The sequence below is a fragment of the Pseudomonas sp. MF5691 genome (genome assembly GCF_016405645.1).
Classification (GTDB): domain Bacteria; phylum Pseudomonadota; class Gammaproteobacteria; order Pseudomonadales; family Pseudomonadaceae; genus Aquipseudomonas; species Aquipseudomonas shahriarae.
Genome location: NZ_JAEKDC010000037.1, coordinates 14,082 through 28,345, shown reverse-complemented (window position 1 = coordinate 28,345; position 14,264 = coordinate 14,082). Strand labels below are relative to the sequence as shown.

The 14,264-nt window shown below is 63.8% G+C and carries 2 protein-coding genes; both read right to left on the bottom strand.

Annotated elements, in window-relative coordinates; all coding sequences use genetic code 11:
• Positions 1-1,924 (bottom strand): condensation domain-containing protein (locus JFT44_RS27510; RefSeq protein WP_198831442.1); only part of this gene is annotated, 1,924 nt, incomplete at its 3' end.
• Positions 1,917-14,210 carry a non-ribosomal peptide synthase/polyketide synthase gene (locus JFT44_RS27505; RefSeq protein WP_198831441.1) on the bottom strand — a complete coding sequence of 4,098 codons (12,294 nt, stop codon included), beginning with the start codon at positions 14,208-14,210 and terminating at the stop codon, positions 1,917-1,919. The genes JFT44_RS27505 and JFT44_RS27510, both read right to left, overlap by 8 nt.
• Positions 14,211-14,264 lie beyond the last annotated feature (54 nt).

Here is a 14,264-nt window from a genome sequence, read left to right as displayed (position 1 = left end):
AGCCATCGAGCCACGCATCCGGTTGGTCCAGGGCCAGGGCACTGACCCCGGCCGGGATCGGCAAGCGCGCCAGCAACGGTGCCTGGGTCAGCAGCAGGGCCAGGCCGCTGTCTTGCATCATGTAGGCCAGGCGTTCCTCGGGGTACGCCGGGTCCAGTGGCACATAGGCGCCACCGGCCTTGAGAATCGCCAGCAGCCCGACCACCAGGTCAACGCTGCGTTGCACCGCAATTCCCACCAGTACATCAGGGCCGACACCGGCCGCGATCAGGCGATGGGCCAGGCGGTTGGCCTGCTGGTTGAGTCGGGCAAAGGTCAATGACTGGGTGTCGAAGACCAATGCTACGGCATCCGGGGTGCGGGCGGCCTGGGCTTCGATCAGGTGGTGGATGGCGCTGTCGCGAGGGTAGTCGGCAGTGCTGGCGTTCCAGGTTTGCAACGCCAGGCGCTGTTCAGTGGCGTTGAGCATCGGCAGTTGACCGATGCGCTGCCGTGGATCATCGACCATGCCCTGCAACAATCTCTGCCAATGCCGCGCCATGCGTTCGACGGTCGAGGCGTCAAAGATATCGGTGGCATAGGTGAGGACCGCCGACAGGCCATCAGGGCCGTCGAAGGTATTGAGGGTCAGGTCAAACGGCGCACTGAGGTTCTCCGAGTCGACTGGCGTGCACAGCAATCCGCCCAGGGGTTGGCCATCGGCAAACCGGCCAGTTTCCATCTGATGGTTGAACATCACCTGGAACAGCGGCGTGTGCAGGCTGTTGCGCTCGGGCTGCAGCGCCTCCACCAACTGCTCGAACGGCAGGTCTTGCCAGGTCTGGGCCTCGTGGGCCGCCGCCTTGACCGTCTGCACAAAGTCCGCAAAGGGCTGCTGGCTGTCGAGCGTGGCCTGCATCACCTGGGTATTGACGAAAAAGCCGATGACCCGCTCGGTCTCGGCCCGGTTGCGGTTGGCGGTGGGTACGCCGACGCGAATGTCAGACTGGCCGCTGTAGCGGTGCAACAGCACCTGGAACGACGCCAGCAACAACATGAACGGGCTCACCCCTTGCTGCTGCGCCAGGCCCTTGAGGCCGTCGCTCAAGGCACGATCCAACGCCAGCGGCAGCGTCGCCCCACGCTGGTCCGGTGGCCCCAGGCGTGGGCGATCCACCGGTAGTTCAAGCAAGACGTGCTCGCTGCCCAATTTACCGCGCCAGTAATCCAGTTGCCGGCGCCCTTCCCCGGCCTCCAGCCATTGCCGTTGCCAGGCGGCATAGTCAGCGTATTGAATGATCGGTGCCGGCAACGCGCAAGGCGTGCCCGTGACCTGGGCAATGTACAGCGCCAGCAGCTCATCGATCATGATCTGCATCGACCAGCCATCGGTGATGATGTGGTGCAACGTCAGTACCAACACGTGCTCATCGTCCGCCAGACGCAACACTGCGGCGCGCAGCAGCAGATCGTGTTCCAGATCGAACGGCTGGCTGCTCTGCACCTGGACAAACGCCTTGATTACGGACTCGGGATCGCCTGCCGGGGCAGCCTGCACCGCAAGCTCCACGGCTTCGATGGGCCGCATGATGCATCGCACCTGCTCGCCTTGCTGCACAAATCCGGCGCGCAGCCCTTCATGGCGCGCCAGCACCTGCGACAGGCTGCGTTGCAGCGCCTCGACATCCAGCTCCCCCTTCAAATGCAGCGCCGTACAGATGTTGTAGGCACTGCCCGTTGGGTCGAACTGCCAGAGAAACCATTGCCGCTGCTGGGCATACGACAGTTGCTGGGGCCCGGCTTCGCTAGCCGGCACAATCGGGAAACGCGCGACGTTGACGCCCTGCTGCTCCAGCTTGCGGAACAGTTGCGCACGCTTGGGTGCGCTCAAGTCCTTGATGCGCGCCACCAGTTCTGCGGTTTTGGCCCCGCCTTGCTTAAGCATTGGTTTCCTCCAGGTTTTCCTGCTCCAGCTCATCAAGGGCATCGAAGATCAGGTCAAAGTCATCATCCAGGCCATCGTCCCGGGTCGCATCGACCAGCGATTGGGCCAAGGCCCCGAGGCTGTCCTGCGCGTAAAAGTCCTTCACGGCCACGTCTACCCCAAGCACTGCCCGCACACGGGACAGCATCACCACCACTTGCAGGGAGTGCCCGCCCAGGTCGAAGAAGTTGTCGCCAAGCCCCACGCGCTCGACCTTGAGCACCTCTTGCCAGATCCCGGCCAGTTGCTGCTCAAGTTCCGAAACCGGCGCCACATAGGCTTTTTGCGTCTGGCTGACATCCGGTGCCGGCAAGGCCTTGCGGTCCAGTTTGCCGTTGGGGGTCAAGGGCATCTGCGCGACGAATACCAGGTGCGCAGGGATCATGTAGTCGGCCAGATGCTGCTTGAGCCCGGCCTTGATCGACTCGCGCAACGCCGTATGTTGCTCGGTGCTGTCCGTCGATTCGGCGAGCACTACGTAACCCACCAGTTGCGGGCCGCTGGGTCCATCGAGGGCCACCACGGCCGCTTCGCGCACAGCATCCTGGGCCTGGATGCGCGCTTCGATTTCCCCCAGTTCGATCCGGTAGCCGCGAATTTTCACCTGGTGGTCCAAGCGCCCGAGGTATTCGATCACCCCTTCGGCGCGATAGCGCGCCAGGTCGCCGGTGCGGTACAAGCGCTGGCCGGGCGCACCGAACGGGTCGGGCAGGAAACGTTCGGCAGTCAGGCCTGGGCGCTGGAAGTAGCCGCGCGCCAGGCCATCACCGCCGATCAACAGCTCACCGGGCACGCCGACCGGGGCCAAGGCACCGTCCTGGCTGACGATGTACAGGCCGGTGTTGTCGATCGGCCGCCCCAGCCATGGCTGGCCGTCGAGACGATGGGCGGCTGACCAAATGGTGGTTTCGGTTGGCCCATAGAGGTTCCATACCGCTCCACCGAGGGCGAGCATGCGTGCCGCCAGTTCATCGGCCAGGGCTTCGCCACCGCAGAGCAAGGTGCAGCCCTGCAACGCCGCCACCTGCGGGCTGTCGAGCAACATGCGCCAGGTCGAGGGCGTGGCTTGCAGGGTGTTGACACGCTGGGTAGCCACGGTGGCGAGGATCGCGTCCGGGTCGAGGGTGGTGTCTTTGTCCACCAACACCGCACAGGCGCCAACGGTCAGCGGCAGGTAAATCTCCAGACCGAAGATATCGAACGAGAAGGTGGTCAGAGACAGGATCCGCTCTCCCACCGCAAGCCCCGGCTGGCGGGCCATGCTCGCAATGAAGTTGCCCAGGGCGCCATGGGGCACCATTACCCCTTTGGGCTTGCCGGTTGAACCGGAGGTGTAGATTGCATAGGCGAGGTTGCCCGGTCCGGCCGATGGCTGCGGGTTGTGGCTCGGATAGCCCGCGAACCAGCCCGCCTCACCGTCCAGCACCAGCGCCTCAACACCGCCTGGAATTGGCAGCGCCCCCAGCAGCGGCGCCTGGGTAATCAGCAACCTCAGGCCGCTGTCTTGCATCATGTACGCCAGGCGATCAGCCGGGTATGCCGGGTCCAGCGGCACATAGGCGCCACCGGCCTTGAGGATCGCCAGCAGGCTGATGATCATCGGCAAGCCGCGCTCCACCGCGATCCCCACCAGACGTTCCGGCCCGACACCTTCGGCCAGCAACCGATGCGCCAGTTGGTTGGCCTGTTCGTTGAGCTCGCGATAGGTCAGCGACTGCTGGCCGAACACCAGGGCGACGGCATCGGGAGCGCGCTCAGCCTGGGCCTCGAACAGTTGGTGGATGCATTGCCCGCGCGGGTAATCGACCGCCGCCGGGTTCCATTGCGCGACCATCTGTTGTTGCCGCGCAGCGCCTTGCATCGACAAATCACCCAGCGCCAGCTCGGGCTGATCGAGCATACCCAGCAGCACGTGGCTGAAATGCCCGCTGAGCTCGCTGATGGTGTCGGCGCTAAAGTGCCCATGGCTATAGCGGTAATGCACACTCAGGGTCTGCCCCAGACTGACCGACAGGCTCAACGGATAATGGGTCTGCTCATGACTCTGCACTTCGCCGAACACCAAGCCTTGCGGCGCGCCGCGCTTGAGGGTTTCGGCCACCGGGTAGTTTTCAAATACCAGCAGGCTGTCGAACAGTGCGTCACCGCTCTGCCCGGCCCAACGCTGGATATCGAACAACGGCGTGTGCTCATGCTCGCGCAAGGCCAGGTTTTGCCCCTGCACGACCTGTAACCATTGGCTGACGGTTTGCTCGGCGCGCGGGCTGGCAACCACCGGCAAGGTATTGATGAACAGCCCAACCTGCTGCTCGATACCCGGCAAGTCAGCCGGGCGACCGGCGACCGTGGCACCAAACGCCACGCAGTCCTGCCCAGTGTAGCGCTGCAACAGCAACAGCCACGCGGCCTGCACCAAGGTGTTGGAGGTGACTTTTTGCTGGCGGGCAAACTCGCTCAGGCGGCGGGTTTGCTCCCCATCCAACATCAAGTGATGGTCGCCGTGACCGGCGGCGGCCTGCCCCTGGCCACTGACCGTCTGTGCCAGCAGGGTCGGCTCCTCCAGTGCCGTCAGGTTGGCGCTCCAGAATTGTTCACTGGCCTGTTGATCCTGGCGTTGCAGCCAGGCGATGTAATCGCGATAGCGCCCAACGGACGGCCCCGGCGCCTGGCCGTCATAACGCTGCAGCACCTCACCCAGGAGTTGGGAATTGCTCCAGCCGTCCATCAGGATGTGATGGTTGGTGTAAAGCAGTTCGCAACGACGGTCATCCAGGCGCACCAGTACCAGGCGTAATAGCCCAGGCCGGTTCAAGTCAAAACCCTGGGCCAGTTCGGCAGCAGCCAGCGCTTGCAGCGCAACTGATTGATCGTCGCGCGCGCGCCAGTCGAGCACGGTAAAGGGCACATCAAGCTGCTTGTGCACCACCTGCATCGGCTGCGGCAAACCGCCCTGCCAGGCAAAGGCCGTGCGCAGAATGGCGTGCCCATCGACCACCGCCTGCCACGCTGCGCGAAAGCGTTCTGGGTCCAGGCCGTCCACCGATACTTGCATCTGATTGACGTAATCGCCGCCGCTTTGCTCCAGCAAGCTGTGGAACAACATGCCTTGCTGCATGGCCGAGAGCGGGTAGATGTCTTCGATGGCTTCAGGCGCGCCGGCAAGCACATCCACGTGGGCCTGTGTCAACGCCGCCAGCGGGAAGTCCGACGGTGTCACGCCGTGATGACCGGTTGTGGTGCAGTGCTCAATCACAGCCTTGAGCTCTACAGCCAGGGCGTCGGCCAGTAGCTGGATGGTCGCTGCGTCGAACATCTGCTGGCTGAACGTCCAGCCCAGGCACAATTGGCCTTCAAATACCTGGCCGTTGAGGGTCAACCAGTTACCCAGTGGTGCGTCCGGATGCTGCTCAACCCCGGCATGCTCGCCACTGGGCAAAAACAACGCCGTTTGCTCGCCTTCAACGGTGCTGTCGAATTGGCCCAGATAGTTGAAGGTGATACGCGGCGCCGGCAGTGCCGCCAGGGTTTGCTGCACGGCAGCGTCACCCAGGTAACGCAAGACGCCAAAGCCTGCGCCCCGGTTGGGAATGGCGCGCAGTTGTTCCTTGACCTGCTTGATTGAATCTCCCAGCGCCTCGGCAGGCGCCAGACGCACCGGGAACAGGCTGGTGAACCAACCCACGGTGCGGGTCAGGTCCTGGTTGTCGAACAGCTCTTCACGGCCATGGCCTTCGAGCTGGATCAGCACCTCGCTGCGTCCCGTCCAGCGCGTGATGACTCGCGCCAGCGCGGTCAGCAGCAGATCGTTGACCTGGGTGCGGTAGGCCGCTGGCGCATCCTGCAACAGGCGCCGGGTCAGCTCGGCATTCAGGCGTGTATCAAGCGTGACGCCGTCGCGACTGCGCAAGCTGGCATCCGGCTTGGCGCCCGGCAGATGGTTGTCGGTTGCGCCCAGTGATTGCCAAAACGAAATCTCGGCTTGCAGCGCGGGACTGCGGGCAAGACCTTGCAGTTGCTCGGCCCAGGTTTTGAATGCGGTGGTCTTGGCCGGTAAGCCCAGGGCGGGCTGACGGTAAGCGTCCTGCAGATCTTGCAAGAGGATGCGCCATGACACGCCGTCGACTACCAGGTGGTGAATCGCCACCAGTAAGCGCTGGCTGCCATCGGCACGCTCAAACAACACCGCGCGCAGCAGCGGGCCTTGTTGCAGGTCCAGGCTGGCCTGGGCCTGATCGGCCACCGCCTGGAGCTGGGCTTCATCGTTGACCCGATGCTGCCACAGCAGCTCAGGGTTCGACGCCTCGCCATGGCTGGCGACCCACTGCTCGCCGTCGCGGTAGAAATTCAGGCGCAAGGCATCGTGATGGGCGACCAGCGCCTGCAAGGCCTGGGCGAGTCGTGCGCCGTCCAGGGGTTGCTGGGGCGCAAGCAGCACGGATTGGTTCCAGTGATGGCGCTGGGGAACATCCTCCTCGAAGAACGCCTGCTGCACCGCCAGCAACGGCATGACGCCGGCCACCGGCCCTTGGTCGATGGTCGGCACGCCTTCACCGCTGCGCGTTACGCTGGCCAAACCTTGAATCGTTTGCTGCTCGAACAACGCTTTGGCAGTGAAATGCAGCCCCGCCTGACGGGCGCGGCTGACCACCTGCATCGACAGGATCGAATCGCCTCCCAGCTCGAAGAAGTTGTCGTTCAAACCCACGCGCGGCAGGTTCAACACTGTTTGCCAGATATCGGCCAGTTGCTGTTGCAGTGCCGTGACCGGTGCCACGTAGTCCTGTTGCAACAGGCTGGCGTCCGGTGCCGGCAGGGCCTTGCGGTCGAGTTTGCCGTTGGAGGTCAGTGGCAAGTGGTCGAGCACCATCCAATGGGTCGGCACCATGTAGTCCGGCATGCTCGCCTTGAGACTGGCCTTGAGGCGCTCGCACAACGAGCGCTCGGCCTTCGCCGGTACGATATAGGCCACCAGTTGCTGGGTGCTTGCGCCTTGATGGGCCAGGACCACCGCGTCACGCACACCGGATTGTTGCAACAGGCGCGATTCGATTTCGCCCAGCTCGATGCGAAAACCACGGATCTTCACCTGATGGTCGATCCGCCCGCAGTAATGCACCACGCCCGCCGCGTCGCGGCGCGCAAGATCGCCAGTGCGATACACGCGGCTGCCGGCCACGGCGGCTAAAGGATCGGGAATAAAACGCTCGGCGGTCAGTGCCGGACGCTGGTGATAACCCTGGGCCAAACCTTCACAGGCGGCGAGACACAACTCACCCACCACGTCATCGGGCACCGGGTTGGCGTCGCGGTCGAGCACATACAGCGCTCGCCCCGGTAAGGCACGACCAATCGGTACGCCATTGGCTTCATCGATATCCTCGAGCTGGCACAAGTGGGTGCTGGACACTACCGTGGCTTCGGTCGGGCCGTAGGTATTGAGCAAGCGCACGCCGCCAAGGCCTGCGGCGTGCCAGAGCTTGAGCCCCTCCACCGACATCGCCTCACCCCCCACGTGCACCTGGCGCAGTCGTCCGCGACTGCGCTGCGGGTCCGCCGCCCAGTCCTGGGCCAGCAGGAACCAATAGGCTGCCGGCAAATCGGCCAAGGTCACGCCGTGTTCGATGATCTGCTCGTACAAGGTCGCCGTGTCCCAGGTTTCATCGCCGCGCAGCACCAGGCAGGCGCCTTCGCACAGCGGCGGGAAGCACTGTTCGACAAAACCGTCGAAGCTGAATGTTGCAAATTGCAGTACCCGTTCCTGGGGCGTGAGTTGTGAGTACTCGGCGGCTATCGTGCAGAATTCGCGCAGCGCGCCATGGGCGATGGACACGCCCTTGGGCTGCCCGGTGGAACCGGAGGTGTAGATCACATAGGCCAGATGCTCGGCCTGCGCCAGGTTGGCCAGGTTGGTGCGTGGGTAGTCGCGCTCCGAACCGTCGAGCAGCAGGCACGGCACGCGTGCATCGGCCAGGACGTCGTCGAGTACGCCGGGTTGGCGCAGCAGCAGGTCCATTGCGCTGTCATCAATCATGTAGGCCAGGCGCTGGGCTGGGTAATCGGGGTCCAGTGGCACGTAGGCGGCGCCTGCCTTGAGGATCGCCAACAGGCTGGCAATCATCGCCCCACCGCGACGCACCGCCAGCCCGACGCGCTGGCCGGGCATTACGCCCTGCTCACGCAAGCGATGGGCCAGGCAGTTGGCGCGCTGGTTGAGCTCGGCATAGGTCCAGCGCTCGTCACCGCTGATCAAGGCCAGGGCATCCGGGGTCGCTGCCGCGCGGCGTTCGATACGCTGGTGCGCCAGCAGCGGGTCGAGTGCCGGCTGTACTGCGGTTTGCTCCAGGGTTGGCTCGCGCAGGCTCAGGTTGCCCAGTGCTTGCTGGTTATCCTCAACAAACTGCGCAAGCAGTTGCAGCAGGCTTGTGCCGATAACACGTATCTGCTGCGGGCTGAAATCGGCCCGGGCGTAGCTGAAGTCCAGGCTCAGGGTTTCACCCAACTCGATGCCCAGGGTCAGCGGATAGCTGGTCTGTTCATGGTTGTGCAGCCCGCTGAAGCTCAAGCCGGCCGGCGCACCGGCTTGCAGCGCCTGGGACACCGGATAGTTTTCAAACACCAGTAAGGTGTCGAACAGCGCACTACCAGGCTGCCCGGCCCAGCGTTGAATGTCGTACAGCGGTGTGTGCTCATGCTCACGCAGGAGCACACTGTGCGCCTGCACGTGCTGCAGCCAGTTGGCGACGCTATGGGTAGCATCCGGGCTGCAAATGATCGGCAAGGTATTGATAAACAACCCGACCTGCTGCTCGATCCCGGCTAAATGAGCCGGACGCCCGGCCACTGTGGCGCCAAAGGCCACGCTCGACTGGCCGCAATAACGTTGCAGCAAAGCCGCCCATGCCGCTTGCAACAGGGTATTGAAGGTGACCTTGTTGTGCCGGGCAAACTCACCCAGGCGCGCGGTGGTGGTTGCGTCCAGCAGTACGTGGTGACTGGCATGGCCACTGCCCTCGCGCGGCGCCGGCAAGGCGTTGCCAAGCAAGGTCGGCGCGGGCAGCGCTTGCAGTTGCACGCGCCAGAATTGCTCGCTGGCGTCGGCGTCCTGCGCCAGCAGCCAGCCCACATAGTCGGCATAACGCCCGGTGGCCGGTGGCGGCACTTGTCCGGCGTACCGCTGCAAGACCTCCCCCAGCAGTTGGGCATTGCTCCAGCCATCCATCAGGATGTGGTGGCTGGTGTAGATCAGCTCATAACGCCGGGCCGCCAGCGGTACTAGCACCAGGCGCAACAACGGCGCCTGATGCAGGTCGAAGCCTTGTTCGCGCTGTTCAAGGGCCAAACGATCGAGGTCGTCAGGAGCGCTCTCCAGCACTGTCAGCGGCAATTGCACCGAGCGCTGGATCGCTTGCATCGCCTGCGCCTGGCCTTCCCAGATACATCGTGCGCGCAGCACTTCATGGCGCTCCAGCACCGCCTCCCAGCACTGGGCAAACCGCGCCACGTCCAGGCCTTCAATGGTCAGGCGCAGTTGATTGATATAGGCGCCGGGCTCGGCATCGTAGGCGCTGTGGAACAGCATGCCCTGCTGCATCGGCGACAGCGGATAGAGGTCCTCGATCTGCGCCAATGGCAGGCCCAGGCCTTCCAGTTGTGCCTGGTCGAGGCTGACCAGCGGGAAGTCCGAAGGCGTCGCGCCGCCCTGTTGTGGATCGAGGCAGTGTTCAATCAGTTCGTGCAAGGTGCGCGCGCAGCTGTCCACCAGGGCCTGGATGGTGTCCCGACGAAAGACTTCGCCACTGAAGCTCCAGTCCAGTTCCAGTTCACCGGCGTAGACCCGCCCTTCCACACTCAGCCAGTTAGCCAAGGGTGCGCCCAGGCTCTGGGCCTGGCCGCCGCCTTCGCTGGCCGGTACGAACAACGCATCCTCACCAAATTGCTGGTCGAACTGCCCCAGGTAATTAAAGGTAATCCTTGGCTGGGCCAAGACCGCCAGTTCATTGGCCGCCGCGCCGTAGCGCAACACACCATAGCCTATGCCCTTGTTGGGCACCTGGCGCAACTGTTCCTTGATCGCCTTGAGGGTGGCACCCAGCTCGACGCTTGGCGTCAGGCGCAACGGGTAGAGGCTGGTGAACCAGCCCACGGTGCGAGTCAGGTCGATGTCATCGAACAGCTCTTCACGACCGTGGCCTTCCAGCTGGATCAGCGCCGAAGGGTGTCCGGTCCATTGACAAATCGTGCGCGCCAGGGCCGCCAGCAACAGGTCGTTGACCTGAGTACGGTACGCCGCTGGCGCCTGTTGCAGCAGTTGACGGGTTTGCTCGCGGTCCAGGCGCCAGCGGATATGTTCAGCCACTGCCTGGGTTTGCCGGCCCTGCGGGTTATCCCGGGGCAAGTCGTTTGCCACGCCCTGCAATTGTTCGCGCCAGTACGCCAACTCAGCCAGCAGCGCCGGGCTGCGGCTGTAGTCGTCCAAGCGTACTGCCCACTGCTGGTAGGCGCTGGTCTTGTGCGCCGTGGTCAGCGGTTGGCCGGCCACGCCTTGGCCGTAGCCGCGCTGCAAGTCTTCCAGCAACACACGCCAGGACACCCCATCCACCACGAGGTGATGCAGCACCAGCAACAGGCGCTGGCTGCCGTCGGCCATGTCCACGAGCAAGGCCCGCATCAACGGGCCGTGCTCCAGGTCCAGGCTGGCCTGGGCGAGATCACAGTGCTCACGCAATTCCTCGACGCTGGCGGCCTGGCGCTGCCACAACTCCACAGTTGCCGACGGGGCATGAGTCTGTTCCCAGCCCTCCCCGCGCTCGACAAAGCGCAGACGCAAGGCATCGTGTTGCGCCACCAGCGCCTGCAACGCGCCAGCCAGTGCTGTGACGTCTACCGGCTGACGCGGAGTCAGCAGCAGCGACTGGTTCCAGTGCTGGCGTGTGGGAATATCCTCGGCAAAGAACCATTGCTGCACCGGGGTCAACAGCACCGGCCCCTGGACCGGGCCTTGCTCGATGGCCAGCGCCGACACTTCACGCGCGGCAGCGGCCAGGCTGCGTAGGGTCTGGTGACGGAACAGGTCGCTGGGCGCCAGTTGCAAACCGGCCTGGCGGGCACGGCTGACCACCTGGATCGACACGATGGAGTCGCCGCCCAGTTCGAAAAAGTTGTCATCCAGGCCAATCTGCGACTGCCCAAGAATGTCTTGCCAGATCCCGGCAAGCAGCAGTTGCCGTGGATCCTGCGGCGCACTGAACGCCTGCACCTTGGCCTCACCGGCCCGCGGCAGCGCCTTGCGGTCCAACTTGCCATTGGGGGTCGAGGGAAACTGTGCCAAGGCCATGGTCACCGTTGGCAGCATGTATTCAGGCAAAGTTTCGGCCAGGTACGCGTGCAACGTTTGCGTGAATACCTCGTGATCCTGGGGCATTGCTGTCGGCACCACGTAAGCCACCAGCAAGCGTCCATCCTGGGCGATCACCAGCGCTTCCTTGATTTGCGGGTGACTGAGCAGGCGCGCTTCGATCTCCCCCAGCTCAATCCGCAGGCCACGGATCTTCACTTGATGGTCGATCCGCCCGACGTACTCGATCACGCCATCGGCGCGATAGCGGGTCAGGTCGCCAGTGCGGTACAGCCGTTCGCCAGTACTGGAGAACGGGTTGGGTACGTATTTTTCGGCAGTCATCGCGGCCCGGCCCAGATAGCCCCGGGTGAGCCCGGCGCCGGCCAGGTGCAGCTCGGCAGCCACCCCGGTAGGCACCGGTTGCAGGTCGGCATCGAGGATATAACCCTGGGTGTTGCTCAACGGCCGGCCAATGGACGGCTGGCCCAAGGCTTCGCGAGGGGTCCAGGTGGAATAGGTGGTGTCTTCGGACGGGCCGTACAGATCAAAGACCTGTTTGATCGACGGTTGCTGATAGAGGCGGTCCACCAGGGATTGCTTGAGCGGCTCGCCGGCCAGGTTGATGATGCGCACACTCTCAGGGATCTGCCCGGCACGCTGCAAGGCATTGATGGCCGAGGGTACGGTGTTGATCAGACGCACCTGGTCACGGGCCGGCAGCTCGGGCAGTTCCAGGGCATTGCGGGCAAGAATCAGCGAGCCGCCGTTGGCCAGGGTGACGAAAATCTCCCACACCGAGAGGTCGAAACACACCGAAGTGGAAGCCAGCACACCCTGGATATCTTCGCGACTGTAGACCTGCTGCGACCAGTGGATCAGTGCCAGTACGTTGCCATGGGCAATGGCTACGCCCTTGGGCTTGCCGGTGGAGCCGGAGGTGTAGATCACGTAGGCCAGGTTGTTGGGCGCAACCTGGGTGACCGGTGCGCTCAACGGGTAGCCAGCCAGTTGATCCATCTGCAACACCTGGGCCTGGGTCTGAGGCAAGTCGGCGAGCAGCTCGGCCTCGGTCAGCAGCACCTGAGCGCGACTGTCTTGCAGCATGTAGGCGACGCGGTCAGCCGGGTAATCCGGGTCCAGCGGCACATAGGCGCCGCCGGCCTTGAGCACGCCAAGCAAGGCAACGATCAAGGCGTCGGTGCGCTGCATGGCCACGCCAACGCGCACTTCGGGGCCAACGCCCAGCTCGATCAGCTTGTGCGCCAGTTGATTGGCCTGGCCGTCCAATTGGCGATAACTCAGGGTCTTGCTGCCAAAGGTCAGGGCCAGAGCGTCGGGCTGGCGCTCCACCTGCTCGGCGATCAGTCGATGGATGCTGCGCGCTTGCGGGTACTCAGAGGCGGTGGCGTTCCAGCCATGAATTTGCTGCTGATAGTCGCTGGCGTCGAACATCGGCAACTCAGCCACGCGCTGCTGTACGTTGTCGATCATGCCGCCGAGCAAGTGGCTCCAGTGGCGGGCCATACGCTCGATGGTGGCGGGCGTGAACAGGTCGGTGGCGAAGGTCAATGCAGCGCGCAGGGTGCCGCCCTTTTCCCAGGTGTCGAGGCTGAGGTCGAACTGAGTGGTGCGGCTCTGCCACTCGACCAGGCTCAGGGAGAGTCCGGATTCCAGCACCAGCGCTTCTAGGTCTGCCACTTGTGGCTGGTGGTTGTAGAGCACCTGGAACAGTGGCGTGTGGCTCAGGCTGCGCTCCGGCTTGAGCGCCTCGACCAGGCGCTCGAACGGCAGGTCCTGGTGGGCCTGGGCGCCATTGACCACATCCTTGAGCCCCTGCAACAGGTCGCTGACCCGCGCCTGCCCATCAACGTGGGCAGCCATGACTTGAGTGTTGACGAACAGCCCGATCAGGCCCTCGGTTTCACCGCGATGCCGGTTGGCAATCGGCACGCCTACCCGAAGGTCAGTCTGGCCGGTGTAGCGAAACAGCAGGATCTTGAACGCTGCCAGCAGCACGGTGAACAACGATACGTTCTGCTGGCGAGCCAACAACCGCGCACCATCGGCCAAGGCTGCCGGCAAGGCGAACTCATAGCGCTGGCCCTGATGGCTGGCCACGGCTGGGCGTGCAAAGTCCGTTGGCAACTCCAGCACCGGGTGTTCATCGCCCAACTGTTCGCGCCAGTAATCCAGCTGCCGCGCCTGCTCCCCCGCTTCCAGCCAGCGGCGCTGCCACAAGGCGTAGTCGCTGTACTGGATCGGCAGGTCTGGCAGTTGTGGCGACTGGTTGCGTTCAAAGGCGTCATAGCATCGGATGAACTCGTCGATCAGCACGTTCATCGACCAGCCGTCCGAGACGATGTGATGCAGGGTCAGCAGCAACACATGCTCTTGCTCGGCGAGTTTGAGCAATTGCACGCGCAACAAGGGGCCATTGGCCAGGTCGAAGGGCTGCAGCGATTGCGCGGTGGCGGCAGCCATCACCGCCTGTTCACGCTCAACCGGCGGCAAGTTGCCAAGATCCAGTGGTTCAATCGCTAACGCAGGCTGGCAGGGCACTTGCACCAGGCGCTCATCGGCCTGGCGCTGGAACACTGTGCGCAGGGTTTCATGCCGCGCGATCAGGCTGGCAAACGCCTGCTCGATGGCCGGCAGGCTCAAGGTGCCCTTTAGACGCACCGCTCCCGGCAGGTTATAGGCTGCGCTGGCAGGATCCAGTTGCCAGAGAAACCACATACGCTGCTGGGCGTAGGACAACGCCTGGCGATCCTCGGCCTCGACCTGGGCCGGAATCGGAAAACGCGAGAAGTCGATCCCTTCCTTTTGCAGCGCCTGGAGGAACAACTGGCGTTTTTCCAGGGGCAACCCGATAAACCGGCGAGCAAGTTTCAAGGAGTCTTCAGCGTTCATTTCTTGGGATCCGGAGCAATAGGCAGGAAGCACAAAGGCACGTCGTCCCTATAA